Below are 16,837 nucleotides of genomic sequence, written 5' to 3'. Positions count from 1 at the left end.
TCCACGTTTTTCAAAGTTTATTCTACGTTTTCAGAGGTTTATTCCACGTTTTTCGAAGTTTATTCTACGTTCTCCCAATTCAAGCTATTTTAAAGAGGAAAACCACAAAAAATAGATAGAGCAAACCATTTATTTGCTCTATCTATTTCGATTGAGAAGAAGATTATTCTGTTATTTATTCCAACCTTTTTCCTTAAATCGGGCTATTGCTTCAATGCGATTGCCGACACCTAGCTTATCTAAAATCGTAGAAATATAGTTGCGTACTGTACCAGCTGATAAATAAAGCTCCGCTGCAATTTCCTTTGTCGTCTTTCCTTCTGCTACTAGCTCTAACACTTGGCTTTCGCGATCTGTTAACGGGTTTTCGCTGTCATCTTCATACACAAAATCGACGAGCTCTGGCGCATAAATTTTGCGACCATCCATAATTGTACGAATCGCATGTACAAGTTCTTCAATCGGGCTGTCCTTTAATAAATAGCCGCGCACGCCTGCTTTACGTGCACGCTCAAAATAGCCAGGACGAGCGAATGTCGTTAAAATAATAATTTTACATTCGTGCTCGCGTAGCAATTCTGCTGCATCAAGCCCTGTTTTGACAGGCATTTCAATATCCATAATACAAATATCAGGCTGTAGTTCAGTCACAAGCTTAATTGCTTCTTCACCGTTTTTTGCAAGACCTACTACTTCCATATCTTCCTCTAAGCTAAGCAAGGATTTCATCGCACCTAGTAACATTCCTTGATCTTCAGCAATGACAATTCGTATCATTTCGATTCACTCCCTTTTTGATGCGTTATTGTAAGCGGTACTCGAATTGTTAGTAACGCTCCATTATCATTTGTTAGCTCCGCTGTACCATTAATAAATTCCAATCGTTCTTGCATTCCTTTTAATCCACTACCACCATCCGTGACACGATTAGGTATACCAATTCCGTTATCCTTTACAACAACAATTACTTCATTGCCCGTTTGCGCAATTGTAATATCACAACGAGATGCCTGACTATGCTTCACAACGTTTGTCACGGCCTCTTTCATCGCCATGCTAACAACATTTTCAGACAATACAGGCATTTGTAACTCCAGCCCTTCATTGTGAAGAACAAACTCAATTTCTGCAGCCTTTAAAATCTGCTCAATGCGATATAATTCCTCTTCAATTCGGACAGCTCGCATATCTGCAACAAGCTCACGCACCTCTTTTAACGCAATGGATGCTGTATGGCGAATATCTTTAATTTCCGTCTTTGCCTGCTCTGGATTTTTCTCTACAAGACGCATCGCTAAATCACTTTTTAAACCAATCATCGATAGCTTTTGTCCAAGCGTATCATGCAAATCACGTGCAATACGTTGACGCTCCTCATGAATAATAAGCTCTGAAATACGCTCACGCGCTGTTTCGAGCTCGCCCTCTAAGTTTTCCTGCTTATTGCGCGTATAAAGTGTAAATGGTAAAAGCACGACGCCAATAACCGCTAAAATAATAAATGGCGTTTGTGCTAAAAACATCTCTAAATAAATGAAATAGCCTGCTACAATGGACAGCACTGTAAAGCCAATATGAAGACCATACATAATGTAAAACCCTACAGGTCTCCTAATATTACCAATAAAAAATGCTGTGAAAAGCGACAAATAAACATAGCCAAATACTAACGTCATCACAACATTGAGCACCATTTGAAAGCTAAGCCACATATATACTAACCCATTTCTAGATTTAAACGAGAAGCGATGAAACACGAAATATAATAATATGAAGCAAGTGCCTAGCAGTATATGCCAAATCGAAAAAGATCTAACGATAAAGAAAAACGGCATAATGCAAAAGATAATCCATATGTAAATACTTAACCATGGGCTTTTCGGAATAATGCTATACCAACTTTGCATAAGAACCTCCTCTCTATCAAAATATGTACTTTCATATCTTATATACTTCCTTGAATATGTATTATAGCAAAATAATCTTCCATCTAGTTGAAAAAAGCTTCCAAAACCTACATAAACGTAAAGCTGCTCAGAAAGTATCGCCTTTCTGAACAGCTTCTTAGTTGTTATGCTTGTATAGGTTTTTTATTGCGCAGTGCAATTAATGCATTCGCTTCTTTAAATGTTACAAATTTCTTGCTATCTGGATCATATAGTTTAAATCGAATTGATTCAAAACTAGTTTTTAACGTAATTGTTGTTGCATGTTGTAACGGCTTTACATTTTCGTGTGCTGCTTCTAAGTGATAGTTCGGGATACGTGGTGATAAATGATGCACATGGTGGAAGCCAATGTTACCTGTAATCCATTGTAGAATTTTTGGCAGCTTATAATATGAGCTACCTTCTACTGCTGCTTTTACATAATCCCAGTCTTCCTCATACTCAAAATATGAATCTTCGTACGTATGTTGGATATAAAATAACCAAATGCCTAAAGAACCAGCGATAAATAACGTCACGCCATAAACAAGTAAAAAGGCCTGCCAGCCAAATGCATAAATTAAAATTGCACAAATTGCAATTAATGTAAGTGTTGTTAAATGCGTATTGATACGCTCTTTCTTTCTAGCATCGCTACGGTTAAAACGATTTAATACTAATACCATATAAAGCGGTCCTAAGCCAAACATGACAATCGGATTACGGTATAAACGGTAACCAATACGACCTAGCTTTGATTTTTCAATATACTCATCTACAGTTAACATATCGATATCACCAATACCACGCTTATCTAAGTTCGAGCTTGTAGCATGGTGGATTGAATGCTCTCTTTTCCATTTTTCATATGGGAAAGATGTCAATGTGCCTGTAATAAAACCAACAATATCATTTGCTTTTTTATTTTTGAAAAACGAGCCATGCGTGCAATCATGGAAAATAATAAATGTGCGTATAAGGAAGCCTGCTGCAAATACGCTACATAGAACGCTTAACCAAGGCGAATATTGCATTACATAAAACGCAAGTGCCCATAATACGATCATTGGTGCAAGTGTATTAAAAAGCTGTTGCACACTCTTACTCATTTCCGACTTTGCAAAGGGTGCTACATCTTTGCGTAGCTGTTTTGTTTTTTCAGCATCTGTGTGTGCCATGTGAAACCCCTACCTTCGTTCAATTTATTAACTTTATCTTAAACAATTGAACGAATGACAAATAGACTTAAATATCACAACTTTTTTATGACAAGTGTCATATGACTAGGTACTAAATTGGAAACAGCTGTCTGTAAAGCGTGCTTACGCAACACTTTTCAGACAGCTACTTATATTTTTATCAATTTTTTCATTATTATTTCATTTTAAAAAATACTAGCTTTAAAGCGAATTTAAGATAAATCGAGTTGATAAAATGACACGTCTAACCAACGCTCAAATTTATAGCCTGCATTACGAATAGTGCCACAAAAAATAAAACCTAGCTTCTCATGTGATATGATGCTTGCCGCATTTTCTGCATCAATACATGCAATCATCGTTTTTAAACCTTGCTCCTTTGCTTCCTCAATCAATATATGCATCAACTTTGTCGCAATTCCTTTACGATGATGGGCTTTATGTACATAAACAGAATGCTCTACCGTATAGGCATAGCCTGGATATGCGCGATACGGTCCATATGTGGCATAGCCCGCCACTTGCCCCTCTTCCTCATAAACAAAAATCGGTTCGTTTGCTGCTTGTTTCGTCTCAAACCAAGCTATGCGTTGCTCTAAAGTTTGCGGCTTGTATAAATAAACAGCCGTACTTGTTAAAATAGCATCATTAAAAATCTCAAGTATTCCCGCAACATCTTCTTTTACCGCTCTACGAATCATCAGTGGTTCCTCCCTTTATTACATTTTCACTTTATCAAATACTAGAACGTATGAACAGTATCTTACTATCCATGTAGATATAAAGACTAGAAGGAGATACAAACCTGTTGTACTTCCTTCTAGTCTTTATTTGATTGCCTATCAACATTTGTCACTACACTTTAAACTGTTCTACTGTATCCTGTAATTGCTTACTTACCTCATTTAAAACATTGCTCGAATGACCAATTTCAATTGTTGACGCCTGTGTCTCATCAGATACAGCACTAATCGTATGAAGTGATTGTGTAAAATCATCTACATAAACAACGACTTGTTCAATTGCTTGCAAGCTTGATATAGAATCTTGACGCAACTGTTCAATCATCGCTACGATTTGTTGCACCTCTGCATGTGAATGTACGGTAATGGCGCCAATTTGCTTAAATGTACTATCCCCTTCTTTAACGAGCTGAACGCCAAGCATAACCGATTCTTTCCCTTCTTCCATATAACGAATCGCTTCATTTGAAACAGTCTGCATATGTCGCACTCGTTCTTCAATTTGGCTTACCGATTTTGATACTTCCACAGATAACTTCCGCACTTCAGCAGCAACAACGGCAAAGCCCTTACCAAACTCGCCTGCACGCGCTGTTTCAATCGATGCATTCAGTGCTAATAAATTTGTTTGCTCTGCAATTTTGCGAATAACATTAACGAATTGTGCAATTTCGTTGGATTCCATATTTAATTGCTGCATCACTTCTCCTAAACTATGTACACGTTTTTCGATTTGTGCCATTTGCTGATCTACTTGTGTAAATGTTGTACTTGCATTTTTTGAAATTTCTACTGTTTCAGTCGAGATATTAGCAATTTCAGTAGCGCTAGTTGAAATCGTTTCAATCGCTTCCCCCATGCCATTCACTGTTGTACTTGTCTCATGTAAATCCTGCTGAATTTTTTGTGCTGTATTTGAGTTATCTCGAATGCTACGCGTTACCTCATCAGCCGCTGTCACAATATGCTCTGTTTGTACCTCTAACGCCTGCGCAGATTGTGATACTTCTGTCGTGGACGTTTTTGTTTTCGCAATAATTTCCTGAATGTTATCTAAAAACCCATTCATATGCCCGATTAAATCATTAATTTCATAGGAGGCTTTTGTTTCAATACGCTGTGTCAAATCTCCATCACCATAGCGAATATCTGCGATACGTTGAGACACATCCGTAATTGGTATAATTAGCTTCCGCACTAAATAAGAAATAAAGCCAACTACAATAATTAATAAAACAATAGAGGCTATAATATTAATATTTCTTAGCACAGTAGCTGCTGCCATAGCTTGTTTCTCATCTTGCACTGTAATAATCGCCCAATGCTGCTCACTATTTGGAATCGACACAGCTGAGTAACCGCTCACAACCTTTGCACCTGCTTCATCTTCATATACCTGTGTACCGCTAACTCCTGCAAGTGATGTTGAGACAATTTCGCTCAGCTTTGTAGGCACCTCGATTGCTTGTTCTATCATTACAAGATTATTTTTATCATCATAGACTGGTTTACCGGTTGTATCCGTTTCAATTACTTGCTTTGTTTTCGTTATAAAATTATAAATCTCTTCTACATATGCCATGTCAGGATGTGCAACAACTTTTCCTTCATTATCAATTAAATAGGCATAGACATTCTCGCTTTGCGAGCTGAATTTTGCTATCGTTTCTTGCATTTGCGACAGTTTCACATCTGCGCCAATAAAGCCAACCATTTCAGCGCCACGCATAATCGGGAAATAGAAAGATACTACAGGAACATTGCCATTAATAGAATAATAAGAAGCACTAACAAACGGCGCTCTTTCGCTCATCATTTGACTATAATACCAACGGTCGCCTCTAAACCCTAAATCTCCACTAGAACGACCAGTCTGCATCCCTGTCATATCTTGAATGTATAACAAGTCAAACTGGGGATTATTCTCAATCACTTCTTTTAGTACTATATTTTGTCGTGCGCCTTCCATACTGCGTATTTCTGAATTTTGCGACAATGATTCTGTTATTTTATACAGTTCTCGCAAATAGGCACTAATATTATCTGCCATCATTATTGCAGATGTTTCATTATTCGATTCAACAAGCTCTTCAATTTCTGAAGAAAAAATAAAAAAATTAACGAGTGCAAGTATTATAAAAGGTATAACTGATAGTAATAAAAGCATTGTGAAAAAATAATGTTTTAATGATTTAATCATATTTTCCCCCCCTAATTTTCGCCAGTTCTTTGCGTAATGAATATACACTAGAGCTACAAAAACCTTAATTTTCCTTTTTTCTATTATAAAATATACAGGCCTAACCATTTAATTAATAATACTATAAATATTAACATCAAAACAATATACATTAAGATTTAAAGCTAATACAAAACCCGAACGATTCAATGGTATTTCACTAAAAAACTCCATTATCGTTCGGGTATTCTCCTATTATTTATTAAGATGTTCGCATTTCTCGCTATGCCTTCATAATTTATACATTAAAGTATCTTGCACCTGGATGTGCAAAAACAATCGCAGATACACTTGCCTCCGGTTCCATCATAAAGCCATCTGTTAACTGTACGCCAATTTCCTCTGGCTTTAATAAACCGAATAGCTTTTCTTGGTCCTCTAAATTTGGACATGCTGGATAGCCGAAACTGAAGCGTTGTCCTTGGTATTTTGCTGCAAAGCGGTCACGCATTGTGAAATCTGTTGCATCTGGGAAGCCCCATTGATCGCGAATTTCTTGGTGAATACGCTCTGCAAAACCTTCTGCTAATTCTAGCGCTGTTGCTTGCAGCGCATGGCTTTCTAAGAAACGGCCTTGCTCCTTCAACACACGTGCTTTGTCACTGACCCCATGACCAGCTGTTACAACCATTAATGCAATATAGTCCATTTCACCGCTATCCACTGTTTTCAAGAAGTCTGCTAAGCATAAATATGGTTCTACTTGCTGACGTGGGAATGTGAAGCGTTCAATCTCCGTCTTCGCATCGTCTGGGCTATACACAATGACATCATCCCCCTCTGCTTGGGCAGGGAAGAATTGGTACATGCCTGACGGTTGGAATGTATCGCTTTGTAAATAGCCTGTTACAAGCTCATGTAACTCCACTGCGCGGCTATCGCCTTCCTCTAAAAACTTATCGACATTGCCCTTTAAGCCAAGATGATGCCCAATTAATGTACGCAAATTCACATATGGCTGTAAATGCGCAACAGAATAATTACGCTTAATGCGGCGCGTTAAATCTTTTGGTACAAATACAGATGCATCCTCTACCGTGCGAGCAGGTCTTACTAGCGGCTCCGCTTTCGGTTTTGCTGCGCGCTTTTCATCTGCCTCTAAGCGTTTTTCACGCGCATCGCGCAGCTCCTCTAAAAGCCCTTCTCGCTCGTTTTTATTCATTAAACGATTGGCGAATTCTAAGCCTTGCATCGCGTCCTTCGAATAAATAACAGGTCCATCATATTCCGCAGCAATTTTTGTTTCTGTGAAGCGACGTGATAATGCCGCACCACCGACTAAAATCGGTACATCAATACCCGCTTCTTTGAAGTCTTGTGCAGTTAACACCATTTGCTGTGCTGATTTTACAAGTAAGCCCGATAAACCGACAAAATCTGGTTGCTCTTTGCGAATCGCTTCAATTAACTCAGTTGGTGTCACTTTAATGCCAAGATCTACTACTTTAAAACCATTATTGCTTAAAATAATATCGACAAGGTTTTTCCCGATATCGTGCACATCGCCTTTTACTGTCGCTAATACTAATTTCCCTTTATTTGCGGACTCATCGTTCTTCTCCATAAATTGCTCTAAATGTGCAACAGCCGCTTTCATTACCCCCGCTGATTGCAATACTTCTGCTACAATTAATTGGTTATCATTAAATAGACGACCTACTTCAGCCATGCCAGCCATTAAAGGGCCATTGATGATATCAAGCGGTGTCTCGAACATTTCCATCGCGGCATTTAAATCATTCACTAAGCCTTCCTTCGTCCCCTCTAAAATATAGTACGCCAGTCGACCTTCCACCGTTTTTGGAATATCTGCCTCGGTTTTTTCCTTTTTCTTATCGCGGTAAAAATCAGTAAAGACCGCCAAGGTTTCATCATTTGTGTTAAAAATTAAATCGTTTGCCAACTTAATTTCCGCTTCTGGAATCGAAGCGTAACGCTCTAGCTTCTCCGTGTTAACAATGGCATAGTCAAGACCAGCCTGTGTACAGTGGTATAAATACACCGCATTTAGCACTTCACGTCCAACTGGTGGCAATCCGAACGATACGTTACTTACACCAAGCACAGTTAAAACGCCCGGTAATGATTCTTTAATCAGACGAATTCCTTCAATCGTTTCCTCCGCCGCACCAATATATTGCTCGTCCCCTGTACCAACCGGGAACATTAATGGGTCAAAAATAATATCCTCTGGTGCAATACCCCACTTTTCTGTCAGTAACTTATAAGAGCGCTCTGCTACTTCCAGTTTACGTTCGCGCGTAACCGCCATCCCTTGCTCATCAATTGTACCGACAACAAGTGAAGCACCATATTTTTTGACAAGTGGTACTACCGCATCAAAACGTTCCTCGCCATCCTCTAAGTTAATCGAGTTAATGATCGCCTTGCCTTGTGAAAATTTCAGTGCCTCTTCCATTACTGCCTCGTCTGTTGAGTCAATGACAAGTGGTACTTTTACCTTTTTCACAACTTCCTGCATAAAGTTGTTCATATCCGCTACTTCATCGCGGTCTGGGTTCGCTAAACAAATATCGATAACGTGCGCACCGCTTTTCACTTGTGCACGTGCAATTTCTGCCGCTTCCTCGAACTTGCCATCAATAATTAAATTTTTGAATTTACGTGAACCGATTACGTTCGTACGCTCCCCGATAAATAGTGGGCGCATTGATTCATCATATTGCAGTGGCTCAATGCCTGATACCGTATGCCCACCGCTTATTTGCTGCGGCTGACGTGGTGTATGTCCATCTACAGCTTCACGAATTGCCGCAATATGTGCTGGCGTCGTCCCACAGCAGCCACCGACAATATTTAACCAGCCTTTTTCTGCAAAACCTTGCAGCTTTTTTGATAAAGATTCTGGTGTTTCATGGTAGCAACCATTTTCATCAGGTAAACCTGCGTTTGGATAACAGCTCACATAGCTTGTGCTTAGCTCTGATAATGAGCGAATATGGTCCGTCATAAATTCTGGACCTGTCGCACAGTTTAAACCAATGGATAACGGTCTCACATGCTCAATCGAAATATAGAATGCTTCAATTGACTGCCCTGCTAGCGTTGTGCCCATCGGTTCAATCGTTCCTGAAATCATAATGGGTAGCTCTTTTCCTAGCTCTGTAAACGCACGCTTAATGCCAATCGTTGCTGCTTTTACGTTTAGCATATCTTGACTCGTTTCAAGTAAAATTAAATCTGATCCTGCCTCAACCAGCGCATGTGCTTGAACGTAGAAATTTTCCTCTAGTTCATCGAAGGTAATACCACCCGTTACTGATAATGTTTTCGTCGTTGGTCCAATGGCACCTGCTACGAAGCGCGGCCATTCAGGTGTTGAAATCTTCTCGGTCTCTTCCTTGGCAATTTCTACAGCACGCTTATTAATTTCAATTGCCTTATGCCCTAAATCATATTCATTTAATACAAGCGGCGTACCACCAAATGTATTTGTACAAATAATATCTGCGCCTGCTTCTAAGTAGGCACGGTGTATTTTATGCAAAACGTCTGGACGCGTTAATACGAGGTTTTCGTTACAGCCATCTAGCTCCTCACCACCAAAATCATCATATGTTAAATTTTCATTTTGTAGCATCGTTCCCATTGCGCCATCAATAATTAAGATGCGCTTTGCTAATTGTTCCTCAATTGGATGGTTAAACATTCGCTTTGGCTCCTTTTTGTCTATCGAATTGCTTCACATAATCCATTAATTGTAGTGTCATGTCATAGCGTAAAAATGGTGTAATTAAATAGATACCATTGAAATATTTACATGCTGTATCAAGTAGTTCTTGCGCAATCGCAACACCTTCAGCAGTCGCCTTGCCCTTATCATCACCGCACGCCTCCATACGGGCTAGTGCATCATCAGATAATTTAATTCCCGGCACTTCATGATGTAAAAACTCTGCGCTCTTAAAACTTGTTAATGGCATAATACCAATGTAAATTGGCGTTTCTAAATGCTTTGTCGCCTCATATATTTCAACTATTTTTTCCTTCGTATAAACAGGTTGCGAAATAAAATAATCTGCCCCATGCTCAATTTTTTTCTCTAAACGGCTAACAGCGCGATCTAGCACACGGACATTCGGATTAAAGGCAGCAGCAACAGAGAAGTTTGCCTGCTTGCGCAATGATTTACCTGAGAAGGAAATGCCTTCGTTTAATTTTTTAATTAACGAAATAAGCTCCATTGATGATACATCATAAACACTTGTCGCTCCTGGGAAGTCCCCTACTTTTGTCGGGTCACCTGTTACAACTAAAATATCGTTTAAATCCAAGGCATCTAAGCCCATTAAATGCGATTGTAAACCGATTAAATTGCGGTCACGACATGTTAAATGTGGCAATGCACGAACTCCATGCTGCAATTTTAAAATGGAGGACATCGCAATATTGCTAATACGTGGTGATGCAAGCGAGTTATCAGCCATCATAATGACATCTGCCCCTGCTTCGTATAGCTCTTTTGCTCCTTTGACGAAAGCATCAATTTCTAGATGACGCGGCGTGTCTAACTCTACAATAACAGAGCGCTGACGCTTTGCTTTACTGTGCAAAGGCTCTTCAACAGGGGGCTCAGGTACACGTACAAACTCTATACTGACTGGCTTTATTTCTTTTTTAGTAAGTGGTGCTACGCCTACTAAACGCTTTTTCACTGCCTCGATATGCTTTGGCGTTGTGCCACAGCAACCGCCAATTAAGCGTACACCTTGACCAACAAGCTCTACAGCTGCACGTGCAAAGTAATCCGCTTCTGACTCATAGACAACACGCCCATCCTCTACATCTAATAATGAAGCATTGGGATAAGCTGAAAGGAAAGCATGCTTTGGTAACCCTACTGTTTCCATCGCTTGAATCGAATGGTATGGGCCTAAACGGCAGTTCATGCCAACAACATCTGCTCCAAGCGCATCAAGCTCTATTAATGCTTCATTTAAGCTCATGCCATTTTGCAAAATGCCTGGCTCATGCATCGATACTTGTGCCACAATCACCTTATCAGTTAGTTGTCGTAGCATTTGAACAGTCGCTGCCAACTCCTCAAAATCATAATATGTTTCAAGTAGTATTCCATCTACACCACCTGCTAATAAGCTTTCTGCCTGTTCGCGAATCGCCGCTAAAATTTCCTCCAATGTCACATCGCTTTTACGAATTCCTAGCACACCACCAATTGTTCCTAGAACAAATTGCTCACCAGTACCAACAGCCGCCTTCGCATGCTTCACCGCAGCTGTATTGAATTCCTGTACGCGATTCTCATAACCATAACGAGCTAATTTAATCGCATTTGCCCCATATGTATTCGTTTGAATCACATCGGCACCAGCCGCAAGATATTCACTATGAATTTTCTCGACAATTTCAGGTCTTGTCACATTCATTTCTTCATGGCAATAATCCAATCCATATGAATAAAGCAGTGTTCCAATCGCGCCATCTGCCGTTAATACTCTCGTTTGTAATGCTTCACGTAGTCCCATCTTTCGTCCTCGCTCTCGCTTAATAATCAATTCTGCCTCGACTAAAATCTGTGATTTCCACCTAAGGCTTTAGACCAATACAATGTTGATCACTCAGCCGTTACCAACTGAGCCTCTCTTTCTCAGCAGCGTTTGGACACTTGCTGAATAAAACTAAAAAGCCTTCTTTATATGAATAAAGAAGGCTCTACTTGTTCGTATCGTTCCTTCTCATCTTTCGGCATACACCTGCTGGATTTAGCACCTGACAATTGTTGGTTGCTGAAGCTTCATCGGGCCAGTCCCTCTGCTTCTCTTGATAAGAAAATTGAATGCATATTAAATTCTTATTGTTCATTATAGAGTAGTGTACTCAATTTGAGAAGTGTTTTTTATGAATCATTAAAATATCCTACTATTTCTCTAAAGATTGTTGCTTATTTTAGCCATAATTCTGGTTGCTGTATCACGCCCATTTTGAATGCATGCCCCAATTCCTACACCATAATACGAGCAGCCAGCTAAGAGTATGTTTGGATAATGCTCCGCCATTTTTTGTTCTACTGCTATTAACGCATCACGGTGTGCTAAATCGTAGCGTGGCATTTTATTCATCCATTTTGTAATATTCACAACGGTCGGCTTATCCTCAATATTTAAGCTTAGTCTAACATCTTCTAACGCTATCTCTGTTAGCTGCTCATCTGACATTGCGGCAAGCTCCTCATAGCGTGGATTGCTATCTTTATAAAATAAACGCACTAATAAGTTGCCGTTGTTTGAAGTATGCGCCCATTTACGACTCGTCCAAGTAGAAGCATTGCACAACAAATCGCTATTATGTGAAACGATAAAGCCTGTGCCATCTGCTGGTAACACGGAGTCCGGCACATTAAATCCAACATATAACGTTATAGCTGAGCCATTTGTAAATTGCTCGAACTGCTGTGTTAGCTCCTCATTCACTAACAATTGCTTCACCGTTTCATTCGGCACAGCAAGCACAGCTATATCGGCATCAATCACCTGTCCATCGCTTAAAGTAAGGGTATATCGCCCATTTTCTTGCACAATAGCTGATACTTCCACACCTTTTTTAAATTCTACTTGTGTTAAACTTTTCTCTATATGATGTATAAAGTCTGACATTCCTTGACGAAATGAAATGAATTTTTTGTCAGCCGCCTTTTCAAATTGCTCACGATGCGCTTTAAACCCTGCCATAATGCTACCGTAATTATTTTTATAATCCACTAAATAAGGAAGTGTTGAAGCAACCGATAATTCATATAAATCGCCTGAATAAACGCCTGCTAACACTGGTGCAATTTGCTTGCGAACAATTCCCTCACCTAAAAAATATTGCAAAAACTCACCGATGGAGCTTTCCTTTGTAAAACGATCATTCGGGATTGTGGCGTCTTGTAAAACACGTTGCTTTTCTTCATCCGTCAATAAAGTGCTTGCCATTAGCGACTCTTCATTCATCGGAATCCCAAATGTAGAGCCTGTTGGAATAGCATGTAGCTCATTATTTGTATGAATATAAGAAATCCCTGTTGCATTATAAACAAGTTCATGCTCAAATTGCACTTCACGCACTAAATCCAACACTCCTGGGTGGCGTGCTACCATCGAATCTGCGCCTGTTTCCATAATAAATTCACCGATTTGCTGAGAACGAATTTTCCCACCTAGCTCATGATGACCTTCTATTAGGATGAGCTTTGCAGCGGCATTTTGCTCTTGCAGTTGTCGCTCTATATAATGCATTGTAGAAAGTCCTGTAATGCCGCCACCAATAACTACGATTGTTTTCATTGTTGTCTCCCCTTGCTAAACATCGATTTCCTTATTTACTAGTATATATGTTTTTTCTTCATATTTACGGCTCGTTCTGTGACAAAATAGCTACGGTTATTTTGGCAAATTGAATAAAGATGTAGTCTTAATTTGATTGCTCTATAGATGTTATTTCCTGCTGTGCCTTTTTCGTCAGCTTATTAAAAATAAGCTCATAAGCATGCTTGATTAAGCTTTCTATCAAATTCATTGACACCTCATCCTCATCAAGGTAAATAGAATTCCAGTGCGTTTTATTCATATAGTAGCCTGGCACTATACTTTCATATGTTTGTCGAAGCTCCTCTGCCCTAGCTGGTTCACATTTCAATGTTAATACTGGTCTTGCTCCCGCATCTGTTCCCATCATTGCATACATTTTCCCGCCTATATGATAGCGATCTGCCTGCCAATCTTGTTGATAATCATGTGTTGTTCCATGTAGCTGTAAACAATAGTCATGTATTGCTTGCTTTTTCATTAAAATTCCCCCTTATTTTGCACTCCGATCAAACATTCCGATTACTTCCGTTGTTTGCAGTATATTTACAAAAGCTGTTTTATCAGCCTTTTCAATAATATGGCGCACTTCTGCAAGCTGATAGCGTGTAATAACGGTCATTAGCACTTTGCGCCCCTCACCTGAATATGCGCCTTGTGCATCCATAATCGTCACACCGCGATATAAATTAGCTAAAAGCTGCTCCTTCATTTCCTCGCCCTTGCTCGTAATAATCATTAATGTCAGCTTAAGGTGGCTTGTATGAACAGTATCGACAACCTTGCCTGTCGCATAAATCGATACAAGCGTTAATAATGCAGCATCCCAGCTAAAGACAAAGCCTGAAATGGCAACAACCCCACCATTCATGACAGAAATTAGCATGCCTAGCGGAAAATCACGTTTACGGCTTAATAGCATAGCAACAATGTCAAAACCACCAGATGAACCAGATGCTCTGAAAATAAGTCCAACGCCAAGTCCAACTAGCACACCTCCGAACAAAGATGCCAAAATCGGATCTTGTGTTGCTTTGTGTACTGGGATAATATACAGACTAACAGATAGTACAACAACCGATAAAATTGTATAGCTTATAAATCGTTTGCCTAATTTCATCACCCCTAAAATTAGGAGCGGTAAGTTTAGAAGCAAGTTCAAAATTCCCGTATTAATGGGGGTGACAATACCGAGTAAAATAGCGATACCACTCAAACCACCACTCAAAATTTCATGCGGAATAAGTAGAAAATTATAAGCGAAAGCAACAAGCACAGATGCCCCAACAATCATCACAATATTTTTCATATACAATTCCCCTATCATGTTTACAAAATTTCAAATTCCCTTAAATTCAGTATACGTGAAATACTAGGAAAAATTAAATAGCTGTCTAGAAATTAGGCTAACGTACCAATTTCCAGACAGCTATCTATTATTTTCAAGAACCGAGAACACAATTTAATGATGTCTCATACATTCTAGACTAAATCCTTTGCAACCGCAGCTAATGAATCGACCGAGTGTGACACTTCGTTAAATGCCGATCCTAAATTATCAATTACTTGACCAATCGTATGCACTTCTTGTCCCACTAAACTATTTTTTTGCTGCTGCTCTTCCATTGCTGATAAAATTTGCGTAAATTTTTGCGCAGTTGCTGATAGGCTTTGCTCACCTAACGCTACTGCTTTCTGTATGCGCTCCATGGAAGATAATAATTTTCCTGTTTGGATATTAGAGCTTTGCAATAAAGCGGCTACGTTTTTAGTAGATTGCTTCGTCTGCTCTGACAAATTTCGCACTTCGCCTGCTACAACGCTAAACCCTTTGCCTGCTTCACCTGCACGCGCTGCCTCTATCGCCGCATTTAAAGATAGCAAATTCGTTTGGTCTGCTATATTTGTGACAATTGCTATGATACCTTCCATTTCTTTTGAAATTGTCACTAGCTCATTAATATCAAGCGCAATTTCTTCGACAGATTGAATAATCCGCTCCATTTGCTGTAAAGATTGTTTAATTTGATGATTGCCTTCACTTGCTCGCCCTTTCGCATCACTAGAAATTTGTAATGCTTCTTCAGCATAATGAACAACCCCCTCAGATTGCTGATGTAGCTGATTAACAGTAGATGAAGTATGCTCAGAAATAGCAACCAAACTTTCTGTTGTTTCAATAATTTGTTGGCTTACGTATTGTTTTTGTTCCTCATTTTTCAACTGTGCTTGTTGTACGACATTTTCGAATGCCTCCAACACAATTTGCTGTTCAAAATTCAATATTTTTGAAATCGCCCGTAAAGTAGCAAATTTATCTTCAGGATGCTCAATTTGTTGCTCTACTATATCCATCAAACTTATAAATAAATTTTGAAATGCACCAATATAGTATTTCGTTGGTAAGCCGATATGCACATGTACTTGAGCAATTCGTTGACGTGTTAAAAAAAACTGCTCATCAATTTGACCGCTAAACATTTCTCCAATATGTTTTTTCAATGTTTGTTTTAATCGTTCTACAGAACTATTTTCATTAATAATTTTTGTTAAGCTTTGCTCCATACCAATCGCACCGTAAAAATGTCCTACAATTGCATCAATATTTTGCTCTACATACGGCTGAAATGCTCTTAAAAACTGCAAATCACGCTTGGTCATTTGTAGCATGCCAATTTGCTTAGCGATTTTGGAATCTATGCGCATTTCAACAGAAAATTGGTCGAGATGAATACGTTCTTCCTTTTCTTTTTTTCTCAAGAACATAGCAACACCTACTTCTATAAAATTATTATTTTTTATCGATTTCCTCTCTTAATGCATGAATTTCTACTTGCAATGTTTTTGAACGCTTATCAAAATAATAAATTCTCTCCCCTGCTCGATTCGGCTCCGTATAGTCCACCGCTGTCATTTTCACTACATCTTCACAAAATAAACGTAAAGTGCGAACACCCGCCTCTAGCTTTCGCACTTCTTTGCTATATGTAACTACACTATTATCTGTTATTTTCCCCTTTTTAAGCTGGCGTCTATTCGTAAAAATAAGTTGATCTAGATGCTGAAAACGTTGCTGCTGCCTTTCTTGCATTCGCGCAAGTATAGCGACATTTTGTTGTTTATCCTTGCTATAAATATTCTGCTCAGGCATTCTTAATTGTTCTATTACTGTACATATTTCCGTAATATCATCTTGTTGCTCTAGTAAAATTCTTTGTAAATCACGTACTTCTTGATGTTCTCCACTTTTTTGTAATGAAATTTGTTCGCTCATCTTATCACTTCCACGTCATCTATAATTGATTTCTACTTATTTATTACACATTTAAATACTTTTTTAAACATCTTCACTAGCGTCGCATTAAAATAATTCAATACGAAAAATAAATCTGACTTTTCT

At 39.0% G+C, this 16,837-nt stretch carries 12 protein-coding genes and 1 riboswitch; all 12 genes read right to left on the bottom strand.

From position 1 onward, the window contains the following. Nucleotides 1-171: 171 nt before the first annotated feature. Nucleotides 172-777, bottom strand: a complete 606-nt coding sequence (locus C9J34_RS15545) for a response regulator transcription factor (RefSeq protein WP_107841096.1) — start codon at nucleotides 775-777, stop codon at nucleotides 172-174. Further along, nucleotides 774-1,907 carry an ATP-binding protein gene (locus tag C9J34_RS15540; RefSeq protein ID WP_193769034.1) on the bottom strand — a complete coding sequence of 378 codons (1,134 nt, stop codon included), beginning with the start codon at nucleotides 1,905-1,907 and terminating at the stop codon, nucleotides 774-776. Before C9J34_RS15540 ends, C9J34_RS15545 begins: the two co-directional genes overlap by 4 nt. 164 nt (nucleotides 1,908-2,071) lie before the next feature. Further along, entirely contained in the window at nucleotides 2,072-3,106 is a 1,035-nt protein-coding gene (desA, locus tag C9J34_RS15535; protein WP_107841094.1) for a Delta(5) desaturase DesA, read from the bottom strand. Between the two features lie 233 nt (nucleotides 3,107-3,339). Then, the gene (locus tag C9J34_RS15530) at nucleotides 3,340-3,828 is read right to left on the bottom strand and encodes a GNAT family N-acetyltransferase (protein ID WP_107841093.1); all 489 of its coding nucleotides are present in this window, start codon (nucleotides 3,826-3,828) and stop codon (nucleotides 3,340-3,342) included. 154 nt (nucleotides 3,829-3,982) lie between these two features. Continuing rightward, on the bottom strand, nucleotides 3,983-6,070 hold the full coding sequence (locus C9J34_RS15525; protein ID WP_193769033.1) for a methyl-accepting chemotaxis protein: 2,088 nt from the start codon (nucleotides 6,068-6,070) through the stop codon (nucleotides 3,983-3,985). A gap of 277 nt (nucleotides 6,071-6,347) precedes the next feature. Next, nucleotides 6,348-9,779: a methionine synthase gene (metH, locus tag C9J34_RS15520; RefSeq protein WP_107841091.1), complete on the bottom strand. Its 3,432-nt coding sequence runs from the start codon at nucleotides 9,777-9,779 to the stop codon at nucleotides 6,348-6,350. After that, nucleotides 9,772-11,616: a bifunctional homocysteine S-methyltransferase/methylenetetrahydrofolate reductase gene (locus C9J34_RS15515; RefSeq protein WP_107841090.1), complete on the bottom strand. Its 1,845-nt coding sequence runs from the start codon at nucleotides 11,614-11,616 to the stop codon at nucleotides 9,772-9,774. The genes metH and C9J34_RS15515 overlap by 8 nt, the downstream gene beginning before the upstream one ends. A gap of 207 nt (nucleotides 11,617-11,823) precedes the next feature. Further along, a riboswitch (SAM riboswitch) is annotated at nucleotides 11,824-11,921 on the bottom strand. Between the two features lie 97 nt (nucleotides 11,922-12,018). Beyond that, nucleotides 12,019-13,416 (bottom strand): protoporphyrinogen oxidase, encoded by a 1,398-nt coding sequence (gene hemG / locus C9J34_RS15510; RefSeq protein ID WP_107841089.1) that lies wholly within the window; start codon nucleotides 13,414-13,416, stop codon nucleotides 12,019-12,021. Nucleotides 13,417-13,543: 127 nt separating this feature from the next. Beyond that, nucleotides 13,544-13,918 carry an MmcQ/YjbR family DNA-binding protein gene (locus C9J34_RS15505; RefSeq protein WP_107841088.1) on the bottom strand — a complete coding sequence of 125 codons (375 nt, stop codon included), beginning with the start codon at nucleotides 13,916-13,918 and terminating at the stop codon, nucleotides 13,544-13,546. Nucleotides 13,919-13,930: 12 nt separating this feature from the next. Further along, nucleotides 13,931-14,746: a YitT family protein gene (locus C9J34_RS15500; RefSeq protein WP_107841087.1), complete on the bottom strand. Its 816-nt coding sequence runs from the start codon at nucleotides 14,744-14,746 to the stop codon at nucleotides 13,931-13,933. Between the two features lie 173 nt (nucleotides 14,747-14,919). Continuing rightward, nucleotides 14,920-16,197 carry a globin-coupled sensor protein gene (locus C9J34_RS15495; protein ID WP_193769032.1) on the bottom strand — a complete coding sequence of 426 codons (1,278 nt, stop codon included), beginning with the start codon at nucleotides 16,195-16,197 and terminating at the stop codon, nucleotides 14,920-14,922. Between the two features lie 31 nt (nucleotides 16,198-16,228). Continuing rightward, on the bottom strand, nucleotides 16,229-16,711 hold the full coding sequence (locus C9J34_RS15490) for a chemotaxis protein (RefSeq protein ID WP_107841085.1): 483 nt from the start codon (nucleotides 16,709-16,711) through the stop codon (nucleotides 16,229-16,231). Nucleotides 16,712-16,837: the final 126 nt, after the last annotated feature.

It is taken from the genome of Metasolibacillus meyeri (assembly GCF_003049505.1).
In the GTDB taxonomy this organism is placed as follows: Bacteria; Bacillota; Bacilli; order Bacillales_A; family Planococcaceae; genus Metasolibacillus; species Metasolibacillus meyeri.
The sequence above is the reverse complement of the archived record's forward strand: the minus strand, read 5'-3'. Positions and strand labels throughout refer to the sequence as shown.